General features: G+C 36.5%; 20 protein-coding genes. 12 read left to right on the plus strand and 8 right to left on the minus strand.

Features of this window, described 5'->3' with window-relative positions; all coding sequences use genetic code 11:
- Nucleotides 1-37: 37 nt before the first annotated feature.
- Complete coding sequence (locus MJQ71_RS18985) at nt 38-2,389, minus strand: outer membrane protein assembly factor BamB family protein (protein WP_238808516.1); 2,352 nt, start codon at nt 2,387-2,389, stop codon at nt 38-40.
- 65 nt (nt 2,390-2,454) lie between these two features.
- On the minus strand, nt 2,455-3,960 hold the full coding sequence (locus tag MJQ71_RS18990) for a DUF1593 domain-containing protein (RefSeq protein ID WP_238808517.1): 1,506 nt from the start codon (nt 3,958-3,960) through the stop codon (nt 2,455-2,457).
- A 160-nt stretch (nt 3,961-4,120) separates the two neighbouring features.
- On the opposite strand from MJQ71_RS18990, the gene MJQ71_RS18995 reads away from it, so the two are divergent.
- The 12 genes from MJQ71_RS18995 (at nt 4,121) to MJQ71_RS19050 (ending at nt 17,017) form a co-directional block, all read left to right on the plus strand.
- Nucleotides 4,121-4,882, plus strand: a complete 762-nt coding sequence (locus MJQ71_RS18995; RefSeq protein WP_310587548.1) for a DeoR/GlpR family DNA-binding transcription regulator — start codon at nt 4,121-4,123, stop codon at nt 4,880-4,882.
- A 70-nt stretch (nt 4,883-4,952) separates the two neighbouring features.
- On the plus strand, nt 4,953-5,912 hold the full coding sequence (locus MJQ71_RS19000) for a sugar phosphate isomerase/epimerase family protein (protein ID WP_238808519.1): 960 nt from the start codon (nt 4,953-4,955) through the stop codon (nt 5,910-5,912).
- Between the two features lie 23 nt (nt 5,913-5,935).
- Entirely contained in the window at nt 5,936-6,811 is an 876-nt protein-coding gene (locus MJQ71_RS19005) for an alpha/beta hydrolase (RefSeq protein WP_238808520.1), read from the plus strand.
- Between the two features lie 25 nt (nt 6,812-6,836).
- Nucleotides 6,837-8,234 (plus strand): L-fucose/L-arabinose isomerase family protein, encoded by a 1,398-nt coding sequence (locus MJQ71_RS19010; RefSeq protein ID WP_238808521.1) that lies wholly within the window; start codon nt 6,837-6,839, stop codon nt 8,232-8,234.
- Nucleotides 8,235-8,253: 19 nt separating this feature from the next.
- Complete coding sequence (locus MJQ71_RS19015; protein ID WP_238808522.1) at nt 8,254-9,081, plus strand: transketolase; 828 nt, start codon at nt 8,254-8,256, stop codon at nt 9,079-9,081.
- 30 nt (nt 9,082-9,111) lie between these two features.
- Nucleotides 9,112-10,089, plus strand: coding sequence for a transketolase family protein (locus MJQ71_RS19020; protein ID WP_238808523.1), 978 nt, complete (start codon nt 9,112-9,114; stop codon nt 10,087-10,089).
- Nucleotides 10,086-10,994 (plus strand): D-ribose ABC transporter substrate-binding protein, encoded by a 909-nt coding sequence (locus MJQ71_RS19025; protein WP_238808524.1) that lies wholly within the window; start codon nt 10,086-10,088, stop codon nt 10,992-10,994. The genes MJQ71_RS19020 and MJQ71_RS19025 overlap by 4 nt, the downstream gene beginning before the upstream one ends.
- A gap of 2 nt (nt 10,995-10,996) precedes the next feature.
- The gene (locus tag MJQ71_RS19030; protein ID WP_238808525.1) at nt 10,997-11,611 is read left to right on the plus strand and encodes a DUF2291 domain-containing protein; all 615 of its coding nucleotides are present in this window, start codon (nt 10,997-10,999) and stop codon (nt 11,609-11,611) included.
- Between the two features lie 49 nt (nt 11,612-11,660).
- Complete coding sequence (locus tag MJQ71_RS19035) at nt 11,661-13,145, plus strand: sugar ABC transporter ATP-binding protein (protein ID WP_238808526.1); 1,485 nt, start codon at nt 11,661-11,663, stop codon at nt 13,143-13,145.
- A 19-nt stretch (nt 13,146-13,164) separates the two neighbouring features.
- The gene (locus tag MJQ71_RS19040; protein ID WP_238808527.1) at nt 13,165-14,121 is read left to right on the plus strand and encodes an ABC transporter permease; all 957 of its coding nucleotides are present in this window, start codon (nt 13,165-13,167) and stop codon (nt 14,119-14,121) included.
- Nucleotides 14,118-15,614, plus strand: a complete 1,497-nt coding sequence (locus MJQ71_RS19045; protein WP_238808528.1) for an FGGY family carbohydrate kinase — start codon at nt 14,118-14,120, stop codon at nt 15,612-15,614. Before MJQ71_RS19040 ends, MJQ71_RS19045 begins: the two co-directional genes overlap by 4 nt.
- Before the next feature lie 2 nt (nt 15,615-15,616).
- On the plus strand, nt 15,617-17,017 hold the full coding sequence (locus tag MJQ71_RS19050; RefSeq protein WP_238808529.1) for a DUF1593 domain-containing protein: 1,401 nt from the start codon (nt 15,617-15,619) through the stop codon (nt 17,015-17,017).
- A 273-nt stretch (nt 17,018-17,290) separates the two neighbouring features.
- Here MJQ71_RS19050 and MJQ71_RS19055 read toward each other — a convergent pair whose 3' ends face one another.
- The 6 genes from MJQ71_RS19055 to MJQ71_RS19080 form a co-directional block, all read right to left on the minus strand.
- Nucleotides 17,291-18,406, minus strand: coding sequence for an endo-1,4-beta-xylanase (locus MJQ71_RS19055; RefSeq protein ID WP_238808530.1), 1,116 nt, complete (start codon nt 18,404-18,406; stop codon nt 17,291-17,293).
- 165 nt (nt 18,407-18,571) lie between these two features.
- Nucleotides 18,572-20,227: a sodium/sugar symporter gene (locus tag MJQ71_RS19060; protein ID WP_238808531.1), complete on the minus strand. Its 1,656-nt coding sequence runs from the start codon at nt 20,225-20,227 to the stop codon at nt 18,572-18,574.
- Nucleotides 20,228-20,323: 96 nt separating this feature from the next.
- On the minus strand, nt 20,324-21,028 hold the full coding sequence (locus MJQ71_RS19065; RefSeq protein WP_238808532.1) for an L-ribulose-5-phosphate 4-epimerase: 705 nt from the start codon (nt 21,026-21,028) through the stop codon (nt 20,324-20,326).
- Entirely contained in the window at nt 21,025-22,515 is a 1,491-nt protein-coding gene (gene araA / locus MJQ71_RS19070; RefSeq protein ID WP_238808533.1) for an L-arabinose isomerase, read from the minus strand. The genes MJQ71_RS19065 and araA overlap by 4 nt, the downstream gene beginning before the upstream one ends.
- Nucleotides 22,508-24,145 carry a ribulokinase gene (locus MJQ71_RS19075; RefSeq protein WP_238808534.1) on the minus strand — a complete coding sequence of 546 codons (1,638 nt, stop codon included), beginning with the start codon at nt 24,143-24,145 and terminating at the stop codon, nt 22,508-22,510. The genes araA and MJQ71_RS19075 overlap by 8 nt, the downstream gene beginning before the upstream one ends.
- Before the next feature lie 85 nt (nt 24,146-24,230).
- Nucleotides 24,231-24,929: an NUDIX hydrolase gene (locus tag MJQ71_RS19080; protein ID WP_238808535.1), complete on the minus strand. Its 699-nt coding sequence runs from the start codon at nt 24,927-24,929 to the stop codon at nt 24,231-24,233.
- Between the last annotated feature and the right edge of the window lie 170 nt (nt 24,930-25,099).

Below are 25,099 nucleotides of genomic sequence, written 5' to 3' on the forward strand. Positions count from 1 at the left end.
TTTAGGGTTGAATTTTAAAATAAAACGATGAATAAAGTTACAAACTAAGTGCAACTAATTCGCCAGGATGCCCAACTGCACCAACCGCAACCACGATGTATTGTTTGCCATTGACAGAATAAGTCATCGGAACACCCGTTTGATTGGCTGGTAATTCAAGTTCAGCTATAATTTTACCTGTTTCTTTATTATATGCTCGGAAAATTTTTCCACCACCACCATCAGAAGCATATAATCCAGAGCCTTCGCCAGCAAAAAGGAGAGACTTAGTAACCAACATTCCCACACGTTCGGGTGAGCCAGTTCTTGGAATTTTAAGGCCTTTCAAAGCAGGATTTTCTTTAACCCATTTTGGTGTGTCTGCATTCGGAACCATCCATTTATGCTCGCCTGTATTTAAGTCAATGGCAGTAATTCTACCGTATGGAGGTTTTACTAAGGGTAATCCATAAGGTCCAATTCTTGAAGTACCCATATACGCAACGTATGCCATATCGGAATTATTCGTTGAAGGCTCAATGCTCATAGGTCGTAAAACAGTGCTTGACGAAACATAAAGTATGCCTTTTTCGGGGTCAAAAACGCCGCCTTGCCAATTAGCACCGCCAACAGCATCTGGTATCATTAAAGTACCTAACTGGTTTGGGGGATTGTAAAGATTGACAGGCGTATATAAAGGGCCTTTGTTGAATTTTGAAACAATTTTCAATGCTTCTTTTTTAATGGCGGGCGTAAAATCTACCAAAATATCATCCGAATATCCTTGTCTGTCAAATGGAGCGGGTTTCGTTGGAAATGGCTGTGTAGGGGACGTTATTTCTCCTGGAACAGTACTTTTGGGAACCGCTCGTTCTTCAATTGGCCAAACTGGTTTTCCTGTAATTCTATCAAAAACAAAAGCAAATGCTTGTTTCGTAACCTGAATAACGGCTTTTATTGCTTTTCCATCAACATTAATATCAGCTAAAATTGGCGGTGCTGGCAAATCATAATCCCAAATGTCATGATGTATTAGTTGATAGTGCCAAACTCGTTCTCCTGTTTTGGCATTGAGGCAAACCAAACTTTGAGAAAACAAATTATCACCTGAGCGATGTCCACCATAAAAATCACCTGTTGCGGCTTCAAGCGGAAGATAAACATATCCTAATGCTGGGTCGGCAGTTAATGGAGCCCAAGCTCCAGCATTGCCTGTGTATTTCCAACTTTCATCTTTCCATGTTTCGTTACCTAATTCACCTGCTTGCGGAATTGTATGAAAAATCCATAATTGTTTACCTGTTTTCACATCATAACCCATAATATCACCTCTTGTTTGGCTTTTAGAAGTGGGGGCTAAACCAACAGGAAAACTCGCTCCCATGATAATTACATCGTTTACAATGATTGGTGGAGATGTTGAACCGATGGTTGAAGTTAATGGGTCAACGTGGCTTCCTAATCCTTTTTTTAAATCAACTATACCGTTTTCTCCAAAATCATTTATTGGTCTTCCTGTTTGAGCATCAAGTGCCACTAATTGAAAGCTTGGAGAAATAAAAACTACTCGATCTTTACCTCCTTTCTCATCCGACCAATAAGCAACGCCCCGCCCCGAATTTTGTCTTGGAACATAAGCTTTTCGCTCTTTTTCATCCAAACGAAATGTCCAAAGTGTTTCTCCTGTTTCGGCATCAATCGCCGCAATAGAGCGACTCAAACCTGCAGTTGTATAAAGTACGCCTTTGACCATTAACGGAGTTGACTTAAAATAATATTCTGGGCTTGGCCCAAAATTATCAGTTTTCCAACGCCAAGCGATTTTTAATTGAGGAGCATTTGTTTCATTAATTTGATTCAAAACAGAGTAATTTGTACTACCAAAATCGCCTCTGTGTTGTGGCCAATCTGCTTCGATTGTTTTGGGCTTATTTTCAGAAATTGCTGGTTTAAAGCCCATACTTACACGAGAAGGAGGAGCTGCCCCCAAAATGGTTTTGTCGGCAATGTTTTTAAAGGCTAATGGTTTTTCGCCCGAAGGGAATCCATTTGCATTCAAAATAAAGGCTATAAGTGCTGCATAAGTTTTTTCATCGAAAGAATTGGGTTTTGTCTTAGGCATTGTTGACTTTGTGTAAAGAAACAATTCTCGCAAAGTCTTATTTTTCCATTTGGTCTGAAACCTGTCGCCAATTAGTGCCGAACCGCCTTCCGAACCACGTAAATCTCGTCCATGACAAATGGCACATGAATTAAGGTATATCTCGCTAGCTGATTGAACTTGGTCTTTGCTAAAAACACCATTAAGTGCTGTTGGAATTTCATTTTTAGAAATGGCATTATTAGTTTGAGCCAAAGCTGTAATACTTGTCAGCAATAAGAAAATAGACCAATTCAATGTTTTTTTCATAGTTTTCATTAATTTTATCCAAATAAACACTTAATTTTTATTCATTTCAATAAAAATAAAATTATTTATTTCACTGTCAATATCACGCGTTGATACCTAATAAGTGTAGGTATTCCTGCATCTTTTCCTTCCACAATAATATGAAAAGTATCACCACTTTTAACCGAAGTCGGAACCGTTACTTGGGCTTTATTATCTTTTGCGGTCATTATAACTTTTTCACTGGAAGTTCCTGCTTCTTGATATTGCCAAAATTTAAAAGAAACTTTATTTCCATCAGGGTCGATTGCCTTGGCATTTAAGTTTAATTGCTGCCCTGCTTTTACGTTGATTCGATTTCCTTCTAAAACTGAGATTTTTGGAGCGTGATTCGCCGATTTATAATCTTTTACACACCAATCAGCACGAGCCGCAAAGTCCAATTGTAACGCATCAATCCAACGTGTCTGAGGAAAAGAAGCATCTTGTTTGTTGGTAAATGGATTATAATCTGTCAATGTAGGGGCATCTTCCCATCGAAACGGGTTTGTAGCTGATTGCACCATTCTACCGCCCCAGCCACCAAATTCTGGGTTGTCACGGTTCATCAAACCAACATCCAATAATTGAAAATAGGCTGGTGAATCTCCTTCCGAAATGAAATCATATTTTGTCATTTTCCGTTTTTCCATTTCTGCAATTGTACCTTGGTCATGCTCTGGGTCGTCGGCAATTTTTTGTCCATCGCCCCACGAATAGTATTTTGCTAAAAGTGGTCCATGATTATGAATAATGTTTTTAGCCATAAATTCGCCTCGCAAAAATGGTTGTAGTTCGGTCGGAACAACCATTGTCCACGGATAAGCTAAACACCAAAATTGATTAGAATTATAAAAAACTCTAATCTTGTTCCAATTCGGAGCGATGTATTTTTTGTAAGTGGCATCTTGGTCCAAAACGGCATATATTATTGCTTTTTTAGATACTTTTTCATAAATAGCTGTCCAGTTCGGTTGGTTTTTATACGTTTCTTCGATTGATTTTAAAGCCCGTGCAACTGTATTTGTACCACCCCAAATTTGCAAATAAACCGGTTGTGGATTTTCATCTAAAAGTATTTTTTTTATCCATTCCGAGCCTTCAGTTTCTTTGCTCATTTCGCCTTCAAAGTCGATATTTCCTACTTTTACCATTTTTTTCAATTCGGTGGCGGTTGGAAAACCTTTGGCGTGTTTTAATAAATTAGGCTGTATTTTGCCGTATTCATCTAATAATTCTTGCATCCAAGTTGTTCCTGGCCAACGAAGGTCAGTTCGCTCACCGTAGCGTTTGGCGGTTGTTTCTAATTCTGAAATCATTTTTGTGCCTTTGCCATCGCCTTTATAATGCCATTGCGAACTACTATAAACCAAACCTTCAAGTTTAAATTCATTAGAATAAAGCAACATTCTAATGAAAGAATCAACGTCATCAAGTTCGCCGTCGGTGGTTACAATGGTTCGTGGTTTTGGGTTGTTTTGGGCAAAAAGTTTTTCATTCATCAGTAAACCTAAGCAACTAATCAAAAGAAATAGACTTATTTTTGTTTTCATTTTATTTATAAAATTTATTTTTAAATTACCTTTATCTAAGAAATAGTTTAACTAAATTTAGTTTACGAAATTAAAAACAAAATAAATGGTTTCAAATATTTTCGTTTATTTATTTTTATTTACGATTACTATCTTTTATTTTTGAATTAAAATTATGGCAATGCTACCAAATCAACGTCGAGAAAAAATTTTAGACCTATTAAAAGAAGATGGTTCAGCAAAGGTTGTGGACTTATCTAGGCTGTTCAAAGTAACCGAAGTTACGATTCGGCAAGACTTAGAAAAATTAGAAAGCGAAGGGCTAATTATAAAAGAACACGGTGGGGCTTTCTTGAAAAATGTAGAAGACCAGGTGCGGAGTTTTTCGTTGGTGCATCAAGAAAATTTAGATAAAAAAGAAGTGATTGCCCAAAAATGCCTTGAATTTATTGAGTCGGGCGATACAATTATTCTTGATTCAGGAAGTACAACCACCGAAATTGCCAAAAAACTAAAAGGCTTAAAAAACTTGACTGTGATTACAAATGCCTTAAATATTGCCTTGATGTTGGGAACAGAATCGGGCATAGAAGTGATAATGACGGGAGGAGAATTTAAGCCACCAACCCTTTCGTTGACAGGACAAAAAGCCGCAGATTTTTTTAAAGGATTAAATGTTCAAAAGTTGTTTTTGGCAACGGCAGGTATTTCGCTAAAATCAGGTTTGACTTATCCGAGTATCAGCGATTTAGTCGTAAAAAAAGCAATGATTGACGCAGCCGAAGTTACATATTTGGTTGCTGATAGTACAAAAATCGGTAAAAGTGCTTTGGCAAGTTTGGGGGCGTTGGGTTTGATAGATTATATCATTACGGATGCAGGTATTGAGGAAAAACACAAAGAGGTTTTTAGAGATAATGAAATTGAAGTAATAATTGCTTGAAATTAAGAAATTAAATGCTGAAAAGTGACATTAAAAAGTTAAAGATTTCAATATAAATCAAAATATAGATATGACAACAAGACGCAATTTTATAAAAAACACAGGTATTTTATCGGCTTTAGCTTTAACGCCAATACAAAAAATTTTTGCTGAAATGGAAATCAAAAACCTCATGGGAATTCAGCTTTTTTCATTGCCCAAAATGCTTTCTGAAGATTTTGTTGGTGGCATTAAAATGTTATCTCAAATGGGTTATAAAGAGTTGGAACTTTTCGGCCCATTTCCTTTTAGTACGGAGATGGCTCATAAAAGTTGGGCTGCTGTAACGCCAATGCTCGGTTTTAGTGGAAGTGGCTATTTTGGGCGAAGTATTCAAGAAATAAAATCTATTTTATCAGATAATGGATTGAAAACACCTGCCATGCACACAGATTTAGACACGCTAATAAATGGAATGGATAAACTTGGCGAAGCTGCTCACGTGTTGGGGCAAACGTATGTGACATTGCCCGCCATTCCTGATGACAAAAGAAAAACTCTGGACGATTACAAACGAATAGCCGAAACGTTCAATAAAATTGGGGAAAGTGCAAAAAAGAACGGAATAAAATTTGGCTATCATAATCATGGTTATGGTATCAAACCAATGGATGGGCAAATTCCTTTACAAATTATTCTTGACCAAACAGACCCAAATTTAGTGTTTTTTGAATTAGATATTTTTTGGACAGCATCAGGAGGAGCAGACCCAATTTCATATTTGGAAAAATATCCGAACCGCTACAAAATGTTACACTTGAAAGACATGAAAGAGAAAAAAGAGTTTTCGGGCGATGGTGGAAATGCCTCGCAATGGATTCCTCTTTTTTCAAATATGACCACTGCGGGTGATGGCGTACTAGATTTAAAAGGAATCATCAAAAAAGCGAAAGAAATAGGAGTAGAGCATTATTTCGTGGAGCAAGACATGGTTGCTTCGCCAGAAATTGCGTTAAAACGAAGTTTAGATTATTTGAAAAAAGAAATTTAATACCCAATTAACCCCATTAAAAAATGAAATATATTCTTTCTTTTATAGTGCTAATTTGGGCTTTTGAAAATACACAAGCTCAAAAAGTAATTTCGCTTTACGAAGGAAAAGCACCTGGTTCGGAAACTTGGACTTGGAGCGAAGGTGAAAGCGTTAAAAATATGTTTAATAATCGTGTGGCTTATAATGTTGTAAATCCAACGATTACCGCATATTTACCCGAACCATCAAATGCCAATGGAACAGCCGTAATTGTTGCTCCAGGTGGGGCATTTCATACGCTTTCAATGGATTCTGAAGGAATTGAGGTTGCGAAATGGCTCAATTCAAATGGTATTGCGGCATTCGTTTTGAAGTATCGTCTTGCAAGAAGTTTTACCGACGACCCAGTAAAAGAATTGATGGGCAAAATGGGTAATTTCAAAACTTTAGATGAAGAAAATGCGGCTGTTGTTCCATTGGCCTTGCAAGATGGCTTAACAGCTGTAAAATATGTACGGACACATGCAAATGAACTAAAAATTGCTGGCAATAAAATTGGTTTTATTGGATTTTCGGCGGGTGCAACGCTCACGATGTCAGTAATTTATAGTGCAACTGATGAAAGCCGCCCTAATTTCGTAGCTCCTATTTATGCTTACGAAAAAGCCATTATTGGAAATGAAGTTCCGAAGGTAAAAACGCCTATTTTTATTGCCGTTGCCAGCGATGATCAATTAGGTTTTGTGCCACATAGCATTAATATTTATAACAAATGGTTTCAAGCAAAACAGCCAACAGAACTGCATATTTATGAAAAAGGCGGTCATGGTTTTGGCATGAGAAAAAGCAATATTACGACCGATGCATGGATAGAACATTTTGGCCTTTGGTTGAAAATGCAAGGATTTTTGAAGTAAAAAATGACATTTAACAAAATAAAAAATGCTAAGTTTAGGTATAATCATTGGAAATAGAGACTTTTTTCCAGATAGTTTGGTAGAAAAAGCAAGAACCGAAATTATTGATGTTTTTGCTAAACTAAAATTAAAACCTATCCTTTTGGATAGTACGGACACAAAGTTAGGCGGCGTTGAAACGTATAAAGAAGCCCAAAAATGTGCCGATTTATTCAAAGCACATCGTGAAGAAATTGTTGGTGTTTTAGTGCTTTTACCCAATTTTGGGGATGAAAAAGGCGTTGCAGATACCTTGAAATTAACAGGGTTGAATGTTCCTGTTTTGGTACAAGCTTATCCCGATGAACTGACTAAAATGAACGTGGTCAATCGCCGAGATTCATGGTGCGGAAAAATCTCTGTTTGTAACAATTTATACCAATACGGTATTAAGTATTCGCTTACAAGTCAACATGTTAGCTCTCCTTCTGAGGCTGTTTTTCAGAAAGATTTACTTGATTTTGTGGCCGTTTGTCGAGTTGTAAAAGGACTCAGAAACGTAAGAATTGGAGCAGTAGGAGCAAGACCTGGAGCTTTTAATACTGTTCGTTATTCTGAGAAAATTTTGCAAAGAAATGGCATAACTGTAACGACGGTTGACCTTTCTGAAATTTTGGGAAAAGCCAATAAACTCACCATAGATGATACTGTTGTAAAACAACATTTGGAAGCAATTAATGCGTATGCACCTAAGGGAAAAACACCAAACGAAGCCATGATTCAAATTGCAAAATTGGATGTCGTTTTGAAAGAATTTATGGAAGAATACGCTCTCGATGCCACGGCTATTCAATGCTGGACTTCGTTGCAGCAAAACTATGGTTGTAATGTTTGTACGAGTATGAGCATCATGTCGGAAAATATGTTGCCAAGTGCGTGCGAGGTCGATGTTACAGGAACATTGAGTATGTACGCCATGCAATTAGCATCTGGTTCACCGAGTGCCTTGGTCGATTGGAATAATAATTATGCCGATGACCCCGATAAATGTGTTTTATTTCACTGCGGAAACTGGGCAAAATCATTCTTGCCAGATATTTCAATTGGAACAGCACCTATTCTTGGAACAACGGTTGGCGTAGAAAACACCTACGGTGCGTTGGATGGAAGAACGCCAGCAATGCCTTTGACCTACGGAAGAATCAGTACCGACGACCCCAAAGGAATTATCAAAGCGTATATTGGTGAGGGTGAGTTAACAAACGATCCATTAAGTACATTTGGCAATCGGGCAGTGGCTCAAATTTCAGACTTACAAGGTTTGATGAAATACGTTTGTCGCAATGGTTTTGAGCATCATGTCGTAATGAACGCATCAAAAACAGCAGCCATTTTAGAGGAAGCATTAAGTAATTATATGGGATGGGAAGTGTATAAACATTAAGAAGATTTCTTGAAAAATAATGATTGAAACTGAATTAAAAGAGAAATCACGAGTTTATCGTCGAAAAATTCTCAAATATATTTACAATGCTAAAGCTGGACATACGGGCGGTAGTTTGTCGATTATTGATATTTTGAATGTACTGTATAATCGGATTATGAATGTTTCTCCCGAAAATTTTCATTCAAATCTGCGTGACAGATACGTTCAAAGCAAAGGCCATTGCGTTGAAGCATTATATGTTGTATTGGCCGATAAAGGTTTTTTTCCTGAAGATGATTTATTGACACTTTGCCAATATAATTCACCATACATTGGGCATCCAACCAAGTATATCAAAGGAATGGAGCAAAATACGGGTGGCTTAGGTCATGGATTACCGATGTGTTCGGGTATGGCTTTGGCGGCAAAAAAAGATAATTCACCTGTGAAAGTTTTTACAGTTTTGGGCGACGGAGAGATGGCCGAAGGCTCAAATTGGGAAGCGATGATGTTTGCAGCTCACTATAAATTAGATAATCTTTGTGCTATTTTGGATTATAATAAATTACAAATTACCGCTCCAAATGCCGAAGTAATGGGCCTCGAACCCATTGACAAAAAACTTGAAGCATTTGGATGGGCTGTAAAACACGTAGATGGACATAATTTGGAAGAACTAACTCAAACCTTGAAAAATTTACCTTTCGAGACAGGAAAACCTTCGTTTCTGATAGCACATACCGTAAAAGGAAAAGGGGTAAGTTACATGGAAAATGTATTAAAATGGCATCATGGAGTACCAACTGCCGAACAATTTGAACAAGCAATGGAAGAATTAGCTGCTGATTCTTTGAGTAATTTTTAAATATGTTTTTGTAAAAAACGACGCAGACTAATGGAAATAAAAGACATATTAAAGAAAGCAAATCTTGAAGTTTTTTCGGAAACACTTCAGTTTTTAGCAGAAAAAGACAAAAATATAATGGTTGTTACGAGCGATTCTCGTGGCTCAGGGAAACTCGTTCCTTTTGGACAAAAATTCCCTGAGCAAATTGTAGAAGTGGGCATTGCCGAACAAAATCTGGTGGGTGTGGCAGCGGGTTTAGCAAGCATGGATAAAAAAACTTTTGCCGTTTCGCCCGCTTGTTTTTTAACTGCACGAAGTTTGGAGCAAATCAAAAATGATGTTTGTTACTCAGATAATGCGGTAAAATTGATTGGAATTTCGGCGGGCGTCAGTTACGGAGCTTTGGGCAGCACGCACCATAGTTTACATGATTTTGCAGTTTTACGAGCAATAAATAATATTTCAATTGTCGCTCCTGCTGATAATTACGAAACTAGGGAAGTCATCAAGCAAGCGACTGAATTCCAAATGCCAATCTATATACGTTTTGGTAAGAAAGCAATGCCAACTGATTTAAAAAATATTGGTCAGAATGAATTGGTTAGTAACGAAAATTTTCAAATTGGGAAAGGGCGAGTAATCAGAAATGGTTCGGATTTGACTTTTATTGCCACAGGAGAAGCTGTTTTACCATGCGTTGAAACTGCCAAAATTTTGCAAGATAAACACCAAATTTCTTGCAAAATAATCAGTATGCACACCATTAAACCTCTAGATACGGATTTGGTATTAGCAACCGCCTCCAATGAAAAACCAATAATTACCGTTGAAGAACATTCCATCAACGGCGGTTTGGGTGAAGCAGTAGCTGCTCTTTTATTCCAAAATGGATGTAGAAATAAATTCAAAATTATTGGTTTGCCCGATGAACACACAGTTTCAGGTTCGCAAAATGAAATATTCGACCATTATGGTATTTCTTCAAATGGTTTAGAAAAAACAGTATTAAATATGCTTAATCCATGAAATATCTTTCTTTGATTTTATCATTGTTGATTTTGGCTTGCTCGATTAAAAAAGAAGTCGAAAAACCCAAAATTGCCGTAGTTATTTCTACGCTGAATAATCCTTGGTTTGTGGTTTTGGCTGAATCTGCTGCCGAAAATGCCAAAAAACTTGGTTATGAGGCAAAAATCTTTGATTCCCAAAACAATCCAGCAACCGAGTCGGATAACTTTGAAAACCTTATTTCATCGGGTTTCGATGCTATCTTATTTAATCCAACCGATGCTGATGGGTCAATCGCAAACATTTTGAAAGCAAAAACGGCAAAAATTCCAGTTTTTTGTATGGATAGAGAAGTCAACGCTGATGATGCTGCAACGAGTCAAATATTATCTGATAATTATTCAGGATGCGTTGAAATAGGTATTGAATTTGTGAAAACGCTCCGTGAAAAAGGAAAATACGTCGAAATAATCGGTTTAGTTGGTGATAATAATACTTGGGCAAGGTCAGGAGGGTTTCATTCGGTGGTAGATAAATTTCCAAACTTAAAAATGGTTGCTCAACAAAGCGGTGATTTTGACCGAAATAAAGCAATGGAAGTTTTAGAAACAATCATGCAAGCACAACCAGATATTGATGCTGTTTTCTGCGGAAATGATGCAATGGCGATGGGTGCGTATCAAGCTCTTCAGTCGGCTGGAAAAGCTGACAAAGTCAGAGTTTTTGGTTTTGATGGAGCATCTGAAGTAGTTGAGAAAATCAGAGAAAATAAAATTGTGGCAACTGGAATGCAATATCCAAAAGTAATGGCAAAAACAGCCGCTCAATATGCCGATGAGTATTTCAAGGGGCGAAGAGAATTTCCACAAAGAGTTCCAGTTGAAGTTGAGTTAGTAAAATCTTCAAATGCAAATAAATATTGAGCATGAAAAGCATCTATAAATGTACATTTTCGGTGATTTTGATAGCATTTTTAGGCTATAATTCGGTTTATTTCCAAAAATTAAGTACGCACAAAAATCAAAAAAATGTCACTTTTGATTTCAATTTATTTGCCGATTCACTTTATTTTAAAGGTATTTTGACAAATACCAAAGCAATTGATTTAAATGAACTTTTGGTTCAAATTAAAGAAAATTCTGACTCCGCTTTTAAAACCCACGGCAATAGATTAGGTATTGGAAATTCGGCTTTTTTTATGGTGAAAAGTCAAGGAAAAGTGAGCAAAATCGACAATGGACAATTGACAATTGCTGCTCTAAATGGCAGTTTTATCAACCTCGAAACCAAGTATATTTTTGGGAATGCCATTCGTGATGCGTCAGGTTTAGTAAAATTGACGGATTTTAAAACAAATGCTGATTTTAATAAAGTTTCGGAAGCCTTAAATACGGTAATTAGAGAAAAAGTATTGCCGAAAAATATATCAAAAATTAAAATTGGTGACGAAATTAGTTTTACAGGAGCATTGAAATTGAGTAAAAAAGAGGTGTTAGGTTTGGTGATATTACCCGTTTTTATAACGCTAAAAGAAAAATGATAGATTTTGAATTTACACCATTCATTACGCCTAATTTATCCCTCAAAAAATGTTAGAAGCAATCAATATATCAAAAGAATTTCCTGGGGTAAAGGCCCTAAATGGAGTTAATATCAAGTTTTTTCCAGCAAAAGTAAATGCAATTTTAGGAGAAAATGGAGCAGGAAAGTCTACATTATTGAAGATTTTAACTGGTGTTTATCATCAATATGACGGAGAAATTCGATTAAATGGAAAGCCAATTAGGTTTAAAAATATCAAGGAAGCACATGATGCTGGAATTGCCATTATTCATCAAGAACTTAATTTAATTCCACAATTGAGTATTGCTGAAAATCTGTTTTTGGGTCGAGAAATATTGACTCCTTTCGGGTTTTTAGCAACAAGCATCATGCACCATAAAACCCAACAATTATTAAAAAAACTACAGCTAAATGTTTCGCCAAATACGCTCGTTCAAACGCTCAAAATTGGTGAACAACAGTTAATCGAAATTGCCAAAGCTCTGCTCACAAACGCACAAATAATTTTGATGGATGAACCAACTTCGGCTCTTACGGATAAAGAAATTGATAACTTACATCGAATTATTCACGAACTCAAAAATGAAGGAAAAACAATTGTTTACATTTCACATAAAATGGATGAATTATTCAAAATAGTTGATAATTATACTGTTTTGCGTGATGGAAGCACGATTGATGCAGGCGAAATGAGTTCGGTAAATGAACAAGATTTGATACGAAAAATGGTTGGCCGAGATGTGCAAATTTCCCCAAAAGAAACATTTAATTTCGCTGATAAAACGATTTTGAAGGTTAAAAATTTGACACTTAAACACCATTCTATTCAAAATAAAAACCAATTACAAAGCATTTCTTTTGAATTAAAAAAAGGTGAAATACTTGGTGTTTTTGGTTTAATGGGAGCAGGAAGAACCGAACTTTTAGAAGTAATTTTTGGTATTCATGCGTCAAAAAGTTGTTTTGAAATAGAAATTGAAGGCAAAATCAGAAAAATAGGTACTCCAAAAGATGCCATTCAAAATGGCCTTGCATTTGTTACTGAAGACCGAAAATCTGAAGGTTTGGTCCTTGGAATGTCAATTGCTGAAAATATTAGTTTGACAGTTTTGCCAGAATTTGGCATTTTAAACGCAACCAACGATACAATTGCAGCTCAAGATTATATTAAACAATTAAGCATTAAAACGCCTTCTGAAAAACAGTCTTGTATAAATTTAAGTGGTGGAAATCAACAAAAAGTAGTGTTAGCAAAATGGTTGGCAACCCAACCAAAAATTTTGCTTTTGGACGAGCCAACACGCGGAATTGATATTAATGCGAAAAACGAAATTTATCAATTAATAAAAAAATTAGCTGAAAATGGACTAAGTATCATGTTAGTTTCTTCTGAAATCCCTGAAATTTTAGCTCTTTCAGATAGAATTTTGGTCATGTCTGAAGGAAAAATTAAAGGCGAATTTTTAGCAGCCGATGCCAATGAAGATAAATTATTGAAAGCAGCCATTTAGACCCATTATTTTAAAAACAATGAACAAAGAAATCCTAAAAAAATCTCAATCACTGATAGCGTTGTTTCTGCTATGTTTGGTTATCACTTTGTTGTCAGATAAATTTCTAACTGGAGCAAACCTTTGGAATGTACTGCGTCAAATTTCGGTCAATGTTTGTATTTCCGTTGGCATGACTTTGGTTGTACTTATGGCAGGAATTGATTTATCTGTTGGTTCGGTATTAGCCTTTACATCAGTGATTTGTGCGGGATTCTTAAAAAACGGCATCACCATCGAATCACTTGATTTGTTTGTTGGTTTTACTGTTTTGGGTGCGGTTCTGGCAGCACTAATAATCGGATTTTTACTTGGTTTATTTAATGGCTGGGCAATCACAACATTTGCAATTCCACCATTTGTAGCAACTTTGGCAATGCTTACTATCGCCCGTGGAGCAACAATGCTTTATTCTGAAGGAATTCCTATTTCAAATCTTGGAAGTAGTTTTGAATATATTGGTTCGGGTTGGTTTTTAGGTATTCCTGTTCCTGTTTGGATTTCGATAATTGTGGTTTTATTAATGGTTTTTATCACTAAGAAAACAACTTTTGGACGATATATTTACGCAATCGGAGGGAATGAAAAAGCGGCCTATTTATCAGGAATAAACATTAACCGAATCAAATTAATGGTGTATAGCTTGGCAGGAATGATGGCTGCTATTGGTGGGATTTTGGTTACTTCTCGACTAAATTCGGCTCAACCAAATGCAGGAACAAGCTACGAATTAGATTCGATTGCGGCCGTTGTTATTGGAGGAACTTCTCTTTCGGGCGGCGTGGGTTCGGTAACAGGTACTGTCATCGGAGCGGTCATTATTGGTGTTTTAAATAATGGATTAGTTTTATTAAATGTTTCACCATTTTGGCAACAAGTTGTGAAAGGATTAGTGATTTTGTTGGCAGTAATTATTGATAGAAAAAGTAAAAAATGAAAAAATACGTTTTAGCCATCGACCAAGGTACGAGCAGCACCAAAACTATCATTTTTGATGAAAACGGACAAGCAGTTTCAAAAGGCTCGGTTGATTTAAAAACTAATTATTTTGATAATGGTTTTGTAGAACAAAACCCAGAAGATATTTATCAAAATACGACCGATTCTATCAATGAATGTTTAAATGATTTTACGCAAAAGGGTTTTAATATTGCAGAAATAACTTCTTGCGGAATAAGTAATCAAAGAGAAACATTTATACTTTGGGACAAATCAGGAAAAGCCGTAAGTCCAGCCGTCGTTTGGGCGTGTAAACGTTCCATAAAAATTTGCCAAGCATTAAAAGAAAAAGGGCAAGAAGCATTAATTAAGCAAAAAACAGGGTTGATAATTGACCCTTATTTTTCGGGAACAAAATTACTTTGGCTGCTCGAAAACGATGAAAACGTTAAAACAAAATTAGATGCGGGCGAACTATACTTCGGCACAGTTGACTGTTGGTTATTGTTTAAAATGACTCAGGGGAAAGCTTTTAAAACTGATTTTACGAATGCTTCTCGCACGCTATTTTTTAATATTCATACGCTAACTTGGGATGAAGAAATTTTACAATTATGGGGTTTAGGGCTATTAAATCTGCCCGAAATTTGTCCATCTTCTCACAATTTTGGCAATTTTACAATTAGCTCTTTGAGCAGAGACGAATCAATAATTCCAATTACGGCTCTTATTGGCGATTCGCACGCCGCAACTTTTGGGGAAGGTTGTTTCGAAAAAGGAACGGCCAAAGTTACACTTGGTACAGGCAGCTCAATTATGATGAATATTGGAGAAAAACCAGTTCTATCGTCATCGGGTATGCTCACAACGATTTGTTGGAGTACCGAAAATAGAGTTGATTACGCCTTAGAAGGTGCGATTGTTTCCTGTGGCTCAACCATCGAATGGTTAAAAAATGAATTAAATCTTTTCACAGAAGCATCAGCAAGCGAGCAAATGGCTAATGCCGTTTCGGATAATGCAGGCGTTTACTTAATACCCGCTTTTAGTGGATTAGGAGCTCCGCATTGGCAAATGAGCCGTCGAGCATCATTAGATGGAATGACTTTCGGCACAACCAAAAATCATATTGTACGGGCAGCTTTAGAAAGTATTCCTTATCAAATCAAAGATGTAATTATTGCGATGGAGCATGATATGGATGCTTCGTTAAAATCAATTTCCGTCAATGGTGGTATGACTAAAAACCAATTTATCATCCGTTTTTTAGTTGATTTATTGGCTTTACCGCTAAAAAAACAGCAAAATCCAGATGTTTCTGCCTTGGGAGCAGCTTATCTGTCTGGCTTAAAAAGTGGTGTTTTTGAAAATATTACTCAATTAAAAGCTTTCAATCAAACAAATACAGACACGATTTTACCCGATTTTAATAATGAAACAGTTAAAATTGGATACGATGGATGGAAAAATAAAATCTCTAAACCAGCCTAGATATGAAAAAAGTAGTTTTTTTACTGAGTATTTTCTTCCTTTCAATGAGCATTTTAAACGCTCAAAAACCTAGACTTTTGGTGCTAACTGATATTGAAGCCGACCCAGATGACGCCCAATCAATGGTTCGACTTTTGACGTATTCAAATCAGTTTGATATTGAAGGGCTTATTGCGACAACTTCTATTCATCAAAAAAATTGGGCTGCGGTTGAAAGTATCCATGATATTGTGAATGCTTATGATAAAGTACAGCCTAATCTTTTGAAACACGAAAATGGATACCCAACTGCCGCTTTTTTAAAGACAAAAATTAAAAAAGGTCTCGAAAAATACGGAATGGATGGTGTCGGCGAAGGAAAAGACTCAGAAGGCTCAAACTGGATTATTAAGGTACTTGAACAAAATGATAGTCGCCCTATTTGGTTTTCTATTTGGGGTGGGTCTAATTGTCTAGCTCAAGCTTTGTGGAAAATTCAACAAACAAAGACTACTGAACAGGCTGAAAAATTATATCAAAAAATTCGGGTTTATACAATTTCAGACCAAGATGATTCAAATCCGTGGATTCGTAAGACATTCCCAAATATTTTCTTTGTAGTAACACCTGGTTTTACTTATTCAAATGCAACTTGGCGAGGCATTAATGCCAAAGCAGATGGATTTAATAATGATGTGATTTCAAATCAATGGCTTTCTGAAAATATTCAACAATGGCATTCAATTTTGGGAACAAAATACCCTGATGTTGCTTATGGTATGGAAGGTGATTCTCCCTCTTTTATGGGTTTGATTCCTAATGGATTAAACGATTCAGCGAATCCTAACTTTGGAGGTTGGGGAGGACGATATGAGTTTTACAAACCTAATTTTGAAGAACCCAAACCAAATCCATATACAAAAGTTTTACAAAAAGAAGAACCCGAAATTCGACCAATTTGGACGAACGCCAAGGATTCAATTGTTTCTAGTATTGACAAAAAAAGTTATATTGGAAATTTAGAAACGATTTTACGATGGAGAGAAGATTTTCAAAACGATTTTGCCGCACGCATGGATTGGACTCATAAAAGTTTTAGCGAAGCTAATCATCCTCCTGTGCCAAAATTAAATCATTCTGATAAAATTACCGTCAAGTCTAGTGAACAGTTTTTCTTAGATGCAAAAGGAACAACCGACCCCGATGGTGACGCTCTGAGTTATTTTTGGATGCAGTACCGTGAAGCAGGCACTTACAATGGTAATATTAGTTTTAGGCCTTATGCTTCAAATATGTATCGAGTTCCATTTTCCGCTCCAAAGGTAGATTCACCCCAAACAATACATTTTATATTAAAAGTGTCTGATAAAGGTAAACCCGCCCTAACAAGGTATAAACGTGTGATTGTAACTGTTTTACCCTAATACTGTTTTGTATATACTTATCTGATGAAATAGTAAAATATTTATACTTTGTTTTATATACAACAATAATATACAAACTAATGGCAAAAAATAGACTTTAAACAAAAAGATTAAAGTCTATTTTTTGCCATTAATAAAGTCCAATCAAACGGACGTTTGATTGGACTTTATTAAGCAGGGTTTTTGGCTAAATAGGGGATGGCAACATTTTGTTTGAATTACATTTCATCAAACAATAAGATGAAGTGTAAAAAGTTTTTGCCAACTATTGGTTTATTTTTTTAGAGCAATAACTTTATAAAATGCAGGTTTTGGTTGGTTATTTCTGTCAAACAATAACGGATAGTTTGTACGACCTCTAACTGGCCAATTATTAAGCCAACTATTGGCATCGTTAACTCCCCAAAAAGTAACTCTTGTAATTTTATCTTTGTGTTTAAGGAATAATTTAAACAATGCTTCATAATCGTCGGCCAATTGTTGTTGGACATTTTCGGGCAAGCCATTTGGATAAGGATTCAATGCTGTGTTGTTCGTCATTCGTTGATTTATATCTGCTCCTTGAAAATCACGGGGTAAAACTTCAATATCTAATTCAGTAAACATTACTTTCAAGCCCAAATCAGCATATTGCAAAATACTTTCTTCAATTTCTTTCAATGGAATTTTGCCAACGTGCCAATGTCCTTGAATTCCAACCCCGTCAATTCTTACTCCCGCGTTCTGAATTTTCTTGATTAATGCAATACAGCCAGCACGTTTGGCGGGTTGTTCGTTGTTATAATCGTTGTAGTATAATTCAGTATTTGGACTTGCTTCTTGCGTTAAACGAAATGCTTCTGTTACAAAATCTTCGCCGAGATAAGTAAGAAAAACAGATTTACGCATTGAGCCATCTTCGTTTAGTGCTTCATTTACAACATCCCACGAAAACACTTTTCCTTTATATCTTCCTGCAACCGTTTTGATATGATTTGTAAAAAAGGTATTTACAGAATCTTTGCTATGAATATTTCGCATAAAGCTCGGCAATTGACTATGCCAGATGAGCGTATGCCCATTGATTTTCATAGAATGTTTTTTTCCATATTCAATTAGTTTATCAGCTATCTCAAAATTATATTCGCCCCATTTAGGTTGTAAAATGGCTGACTTCATGACGTTTTCAGGGGTCGCCATATTAAATTGATGCGTAATAAATGCAGTTTGAGCAGGGTCTTTTTCTTCGATTTGTGCAGTATTTAGGGCAGTACCAATATTAAAAGCTTTTTTGAACGCCTTTTTTAAAGAAGGAATTTCTTGGTTTTCAACTGATTGATTCAAAACATTAAAGTTTGAAAAAAGAAAAGCGGCACAGATGGTTTTCATTAACAAATAATACTTTTTCATAATATTTCAGGGTTTTATTTAGTATTTAACTTGTACAAAATTTATCACAGTTTAGTTGTATTTTGTAAAAAGTAAAAAACATTTGGCCGTCAATTAAATGTAATTGACGGCCAAATTCTTTTATTTCCACTTAATAATATGATTGACGTAACTCAAAAGTGACTTTTACCAAAAAATCGTATATATCACAATAAAAATGGCACACACAACTAATGCTCCAATGGCAAATGTAGTATCAACTTTAAACCATTTCTTATCAACCTCAAAAGCATTTGGTTGGTCTTTGCCCTTGCCTTCAATCAAGCTGAGTATGATGTGAACCAAAGAACAGATCCAAAAAACAACACCCATACGATTCATAAAAGGGAAATCAGGATATACATTAGCGATGATTGCAGAAAGCACGATACTTAATACGGCGGCAGCCAACGCTCCATTGGCGGTTGCTTTTTTCCAGAAAAATCCAAGCAAGAAAATACTCAAAATACCTGGTGAAATATAACCTGTATAAACTTGGATGTATTCGAATGCCTGACCGAAATTAGCTAAAAGTGGACTTACAATCAACGCAATAATAAATGCAATGACGATAGCCACTCGACCAGTCCAAACGGTTTGTTTTTCAGAAAGGTTTTTATTGAAAAATTTTTGATGAATATCTAACACATAAATCGTTGAAATACTATTGGCTTTTCCTGCCAATGAGGCAACGATTGCAGCCGTAAGTGCCGCAAACGCCAAGCCTTTCAAGCCAACGGGTAAAAGATTAAGCAATACTGGATAAGCATTATCAGGTCTTACAATTCCATTTTGAGTGATTCCATTTACGATAGAAGCATCAGCATTTTCTTGGAAAATTACATAAGCAGCCAAACCTGGTAGAACCACAATAAATGGCATTAACATTTTCATGAAAGCGGCAAACAAAACACCTCGTCGAGCAGTCGTAATATCTGCACCTAAAGCACGTTGAGTCATATACTGATTACACCCGAAGTAATTAAGATTATTGACCCACTGGCCGCCAATAATAAACATCATAATACCTGGCAATTGCTTATAGGCATCTATAAATCCACCCTTTCCATCATGAACTTGATATTGGTTTGGCTTGAAAATCATGTGTAAATGGCTATCTGCTTTTTCTGCAATTAGGTTTAAACCTTCAAAAACTCCTGAGCCAGTTCCTACTTTATTAGAAAGTAAATCGAGAGCCAAATAAGTTGTGGCTAAACCTCCAAAAATTAAACAAACCACCTGAATAACATCAGTGTAACCAATTACTTTCATGCCTCCCAAGGTGATAATTACTGCAAAGATTGTCAAGAAAATAGCACAGGTCATAAAGCTAAAACCTGTCATTTTTTCTAAACTCAAACCTCCAAGATAAATAATAGAAGTAAGGTTCACGAAAATATATAGAAAAAGCCAAAAGATAGCCATAATAGTAGCTAATCGCCCATCGTAGCGTTTGGCAAGAAATTGTGGCATCGTGAAAATCTTATTGTTAAGATACATTGGCAAGAAATAAACCGCCACAATCAATAAAGAAACACCACCCAATAACTCATAAACTGAAATGGCAATACCTAATTGAAAGGCCTGTCCACTCATACCAATAAATTGTTCGGCTGAAATATTTGAAGCAATTATTGAGGCTCCAATTGCCCACCATGTAAGTGAACCTTCAGCCAAAAAAAAATCTTTACTATCAGCTGATTGCTTGCCTTTATTTTTGTAAATCCAATAACCGTAGGAAGATACGATAACAAAATAAACAAAGAAAATAGCATAATCAAGCCTTTCTAATCCAAGTGTCATTTGAGTTTTAGTTTAAATATTTAGGGTATGTTATAAATTTATTCTTGCTAAATTAGCTGTATCCATAAAAAAAATCATACTTTTTTTAATTAATTTTTAACAGCCTTGTCCATAATAGGCATTTTTGCCATGTTTACGCTCATAATGCTTCATTCGTAGCGTATCCTTTATTCTTAGCGTATTTGGATTTATTTGAAGGGTCAACATCGCCATTTTGGCCACTTCTTCTAATACGGCTGCATTATAAACCGATTTTTCAGCATTTTTCCCCCAAGTAAATGGCCCATGATTTTGCAGTAAAACCATTTCTACTTCTTTGTGAGAAAGCTTTTTTTCGGCAAAACATTCAAAAATTTGATTTCCAGTTTCAAATTCATAATCACCATTAATCATTGCATCTGTTAGAACCGTCGCACACGGAATATCTTGGTGCGTATGGTCGGCATGAGTTGTGCCGAAAATAGGAATATCCATACCAGCTTGAGCCCAAGCAACGGCATAAGTGCTGTGTGTGTGTGTGATACCGCCAATATCTTCCCAATTTTTGTACAACTGAGCATGAGTTTTGGTGTCGGAAGACGGTCGCATTTTTCCCTCGGCAACATTGGCATCATAATCCATAATTACCATGTCGGCCGGTTTTAGGATTTCGTAAGGCACACCGCTTGGTTTGATTGCAAAAACAGCTTTATTTCTATCAACTGTACTTACATTTCCGAAGGTAAATAATACCAAACCGAGTTTTGGAAGCATCATATTGGCTTCAAAGCACTCTTCTTGAAGTGTTTTATATTGGCTCATTTGTAGTAAATTTCATTCAATCTAAGGTCATTTTTCAAACCACGAATAGTGGTATCTTTATCAATAATTACCAATTCTATATCGAGTAATTCGGCTAAATCCTCAATATATTCAGTTGTAAGATTTTGACTGTAAACAGTGTGGTGGGCTCCACCTGCCAAAATCCATGCTTGCAAACCAATTTCCATGCTTGGTTGTGGTTTCCATAATGCACGAGCTGTTGGTAGTTTCGGGAAAGATTCGGTTACTTCAACGGCTTCTACTTCATTGACTATCAGGCGGAAACGATTTCCTAAATCGACTAATGAAACATTCAACGCAGCTCCCGCCGAAGCATTAAACACCAAACGAACGGGGTCTTCTTTTCCGCCAATTCCAAGCGGGTGGACTTCACATTTTACATGATTTGAGGCAATAGTTGGGCAAATTTCAAGCATGTGCGAACCCAAAACCATCGAATTTGCAGGGTCGAAATGATAAGTATAATCTTCCATAAATGAGTTTCCACCTTTCATGCCGCTTGCCATCACTTTCATAATATGCACCATCGCCGACGTTTTCCAATCGCCCTCTCCACCATAGCCATAACCCGCAGCCATCATTCGTTGCGAACCAATTCCAGGAAGTTGACGCATTCCGTAAAGGTCTTCAAATGTATTTGTGTAAGCCGAAAAACCACCATCTTCCAAGAAGGCTTTCATGCCCAATTCAATGCGGGCAGCTTCGTATAATGAACTTCTTTTTTCTCCATTTTTAGTCAGAGATGGCATTAAACTGTAAGTGTCTTCATATTCTTGCATGAGTTTTCCAATCTCAGCATCCGAAATTTGATGAATTACCTGCACCAAATCGCCAACGGCAAAAGTATTTACCGAAAATCCAAACTTCATTTCTGCCGAAACTTTATCGCCATCAGTTACAGCCACTTGACGCATGTTATCGCCAAAACGGGCTACTTTCATAGTTTGTATTTTGTGTTTTGCAACCGCCACACGTGTCCAAACATTGATTTTTTCATGAACCGAACCCGATTCCCAATGCCCAACGACCACTTTGCGGTTCATTCGCATCTTTGTCATAATATGCCCAAATTCACGGTCGCCATGAGCTGACTGATTAAGGTTCATGAAATCCATGTCAATATCATTGTATGGAATATCACGATTGAATTGGGTATGTAAGTGTAAAATTGGTATTTGTAGGGCATTTAGACCACGAATCCACATTTTTGCTGGCGAAAAAGTGTGCATCCAAGTAATGATACCGACACAGTTTGAAGCGATATTAGCTTCTCTACAAATCGTCAGGATTTCATTTGGCGTTTTTACAACAGGTTTAAAAACAACTCTTACTGGTATTTGGGGCGAATTATTGAAGAAATTGGCAATAACTTTGGAATGTTCATCAACCTGACGGAGCGTCTCTTCTCCGTACAAATGTTGGCTACCAGTTACGAACCAAACTTCAAATTGTTTTAAATCAAGCATTGTTTTCGGTGTGTTTTCCTAATTTTTGATATTTTTCATATAATTTCTTGTAAACCTCAACGTATGTTGGCCTTGGTTCGTAGTGAGCATCGAAGCCCGAACCCATCGCTTTTTGTGCATCAAATAAATTTGCATGAACTCCTGCTGCAACTGAAGCATTCATTGCTGCACCCAAAGCACAGGCTTGGTCTGAACTTGCCACTTTTATTGGCATATTTAGCACATCAGACAGCGTTTGCATTACAAAAGGCGATTTTTTTGCAACGCCACCAATGGCAATTACTTGTTTGATCGGCACACCTTCTTCAATGAATCTATTTACAATTGCTTTCGAGCCGAAAGCAGTTGCTTCTACAATCATTTTGAATATTTTGATGGCGTCCGTCCCTAAATTTAGTCCCATGAATGCCGCTTTAAGTTCGTGATTAGCATCGGGGGTTCTTCGGCCATTAATCCAATCGGTAGCTACTGGGTCATTTTCTGAAACGGGTAGGAGCGAAGCCTTTTCTGATAAATAAGGAATGAGCTTTTGTGATAATTCTTCGGCGGCTTTTTCGCCTAAAAGTTCACGCACAGGCTCAGTAATAACTCGCTGAAACCAAGCATAATAGTCTCCATAAGCCGATTGTCCAGCTTCCATACCAAGCATATTCGGAATAATAGAACCATCCACTTGCCCACAAATTCCTTTGATGAGCAAATGACCAATTTCTTGGGTTGGTGCAATGAGCATATCGCAAGTTGAAGTTCCCATCACTCGCACAAAATCATAAGGTTCTATTTCCGCTCCAACTGCACCCATGTGGCAATCAAAAGCTCCAACTCCGATTTCAACATTTGTAGAGAGCCCTAATTTCTTCGCCCAATCTGCTGCAATTTTACCCATTGACTCATCCGAAGTATATGTATTTCTGAAAAGTCGTTCTCGTAAACCTTTTAAAAGTGGGTCAAGTGTTGTGAAAAACTCTTCCGATGGAAGCCCGTCAAATTCTTCGTGCCACATCGCCTTATGGCCTGCCGCACAGCGAGAACGTTTCATACGCAAAGGATTCGTATTTCCTGTCAATACCGCTGAAATCCAGTCGCAATGCTCTACCCACGAAAAAGCGTTTAATCGCACAGTTTCATCGACCCGAAGTGTGCGGAGAATTTTTGCCCAAAACCATTCGGAAGAATAAATTCCGCCTACATATTTTGTAAAATCTATCTCCCAACTATGAGCCAACCGATTTATTTCTTCGGCTTCAGCATTAGCGGTGTGGTCTTTCCAAAGAATAAACATCCCATTTGGGTTTTCGGAAAATTCTGGAAGCAATGACAACGGCGTTCCGTTGGCATCAACAGCCACTGGAGTTGAACCAGTTGTATCAACTGAAATTCCGACAATTTTTTGCTTTACTTCTTCCGAAATATGTTGCAATGCACCTATGATTGACCCTTCAAGTCCTTCGAGATAATCGAGCGGATGTTGTCTGAACTGAGAAATTGATGGATTACAATAAAGTCCCTGTTTCCAACGCTCATAATAATGTACGGCAGTACCGATGTTTTCGCCAGTTTGGTTGTTTACTACCAACGCTCGCACCGAATCTGTTCCAAAATCTACACCTATTGTATATGTTGTTTTCATTTTAATTGTGTCAAAATAACACATTTTGTTTTATGACTTATTATTCTTAGAAAAGCTTCAAGAATGCATCTTTTCTAATTATTTTTTATCTCATTGAATCAGAAATAAAATAATGAAAGGCCTTAAATTGACTTTGATATTTTTCTTTATCTAGTTGATAAAGGATTGCCTTTTTGGTTGTTGAGTTCTGATTTTTTTCACCTGTATCTATCAAAAGATTGGTTGACAGAATTTTTCGACTAAAATTTCTTCTATCAAGTGGTGAATCGTAAATAGCTTCGTAAAGTTTTTGTAGTTGCGGAATTGTAAATTTTTCGGGTAAAAGTTCAAAACCAATTGGATGCAAAGCCGCTTTATATTGTAGCTCTTGCAATGCCAAATCAACCATTTTATTGTGGTCAAAAATCAAATTTGGTCTATTTTTTAGGTCAATCCAATAAGCATTTTGAGCTTTGGCCGAATCTTGGTTGTGTGCATGTATATTAATCAAGGCAAAAAAACAAATCGAAAGTGTACGTTCAACAGGGTCTCTATCAACTTTGCCAAAGGTTTTTATTTCTTCAAAATAAATATCTTTCAAACCTGTCAAATCATATAATATACGATTTGTTGCAACTTCTAGGTCTTCGTTTTGTTCCAAAAAACCACCCATTAGAGACCATTTACCCTGCTCTGGTTCGAAATTTCTTTTAACTAAAAGTAGTTTAAGATCTTCGCCATCGAAGCCGAAAACGATACAATCGAGAGCTACAAGTATTCGGGTTGAATGAGGGTATTTATTCATTTTCCAATGTTTTACACAAATTTGTGCAAATATTACATTTACTATTTTTTTATTGAGTTTTATTCGAGAAAACCATTGATTTTCTCGAATAAAACTATCTTTAACCTAACATTAAATTTCAAAACTGAGTGCATTTACAAATTGTGTAAATTTAACACGATTATTTTAAA

The sequence above is a fragment of the Emticicia aquatica genome (genome assembly GCF_923079645.1).
Taxonomy (GTDB): domain Bacteria; phylum Bacteroidota; class Bacteroidia; order Cytophagales; family Spirosomataceae; genus Emticicia; species Emticicia aquatica.

What these genes read in the sequence shown, in the direction of transcription:
- MJQ71_RS19065 (WP_238808532.1), bottom strand. Translation starts at nt 21,028, where the DNA reads ATGAGCCAATATAAAACACTTCAAGAAGAGTGCTTTGAAGCCAATATG.
- araA (WP_238808533.1), bottom strand. Translation starts at nt 22,515, where the DNA reads ATGCTTGATTTAAAACAATTTGAAGTTTGGTTCGTAACTGGTAGCCAA.
- MJQ71_RS19000 (WP_238808519.1), top strand. Translation starts at nt 4,953, where the DNA reads ATGACAACAAGACGCAATTTTATAAAAAACACAGGTATTTTATCGGCT.
- MJQ71_RS18995 (WP_310587548.1), top strand. Translation starts at nt 4,121, where the DNA reads ATGCTACCAAATCAACGTCGAGAAAAAATTTTAGACCTATTAAAAGAA.
- MJQ71_RS19050 (WP_238808529.1), top strand. Translation starts at nt 15,617, where the DNA reads ATGAAAAAAGTAGTTTTTTTACTGAGTATTTTCTTCCTTTCAATGAGC.
- MJQ71_RS19045 (WP_238808528.1), top strand. Translation starts at nt 14,118, where the DNA reads ATGAAAAAATACGTTTTAGCCATCGACCAAGGTACGAGCAGCACCAAA.
- MJQ71_RS19030 (WP_238808525.1), top strand. Translation starts at nt 10,997, where the DNA reads ATGAAAAGCATCTATAAATGTACATTTTCGGTGATTTTGATAGCATTT.
- MJQ71_RS19055 (WP_238808530.1), bottom strand. Translation starts at nt 18,406, where the DNA reads ATGAAAAAGTATTATTTGTTAATGAAAACCATCTGTGCCGCTTTTCTT.
- MJQ71_RS19015 (WP_238808522.1), top strand. Translation starts at nt 8,254, where the DNA reads ATGATTGAAACTGAATTAAAAGAGAAATCACGAGTTTATCGTCGAAAA.
- MJQ71_RS19080 (WP_238808535.1), bottom strand. Translation starts at nt 24,929, where the DNA reads ATGAATAAATACCCTCATTCAACCCGAATACTTGTAGCTCTCGATTGT.
- MJQ71_RS19075 (WP_238808534.1), bottom strand. Translation starts at nt 24,145, where the DNA reads ATGAAAACAACATATACAATAGGTGTAGATTTTGGAACAGATTCGGTG.
- MJQ71_RS19010 (WP_238808521.1), top strand. Translation starts at nt 6,837, where the DNA reads ATGCTAAGTTTAGGTATAATCATTGGAAATAGAGACTTTTTTCCAGAT.
- MJQ71_RS19040 (WP_238808527.1), top strand. Translation starts at nt 13,165, where the DNA reads ATGAACAAAGAAATCCTAAAAAAATCTCAATCACTGATAGCGTTGTTT.
- MJQ71_RS19035 (WP_238808526.1), top strand. Translation starts at nt 11,661, where the DNA reads ATGTTAGAAGCAATCAATATATCAAAAGAATTTCCTGGGGTAAAGGCC.
- MJQ71_RS18990 (WP_238808517.1), bottom strand. Translation starts at nt 3,960, where the DNA reads ATGAAAACAAAAATAAGTCTATTTCTTTTGATTAGTTGCTTAGGTTTA.
- MJQ71_RS18985 (WP_238808516.1), bottom strand. Translation starts at nt 2,389, where the DNA reads ATGAAAAAAACATTGAATTGGTCTATTTTCTTATTGCTGACAAGTATT.
- MJQ71_RS19060 (WP_238808531.1), bottom strand. Translation starts at nt 20,227, where the DNA reads ATGACACTTGGATTAGAAAGGCTTGATTATGCTATTTTCTTTGTTTAT.
- MJQ71_RS19005 (WP_238808520.1), top strand. Translation starts at nt 5,936, where the DNA reads ATGAAATATATTCTTTCTTTTATAGTGCTAATTTGGGCTTTTGAAAAT.
- MJQ71_RS19025 (WP_238808524.1), top strand. Translation starts at nt 10,086, where the DNA reads ATGAAATATCTTTCTTTGATTTTATCATTGTTGATTTTGGCTTGCTCG.
- MJQ71_RS19020 (WP_238808523.1), top strand. Translation starts at nt 9,112, where the DNA reads ATGGAAATAAAAGACATATTAAAGAAAGCAAATCTTGAAGTTTTTTCG.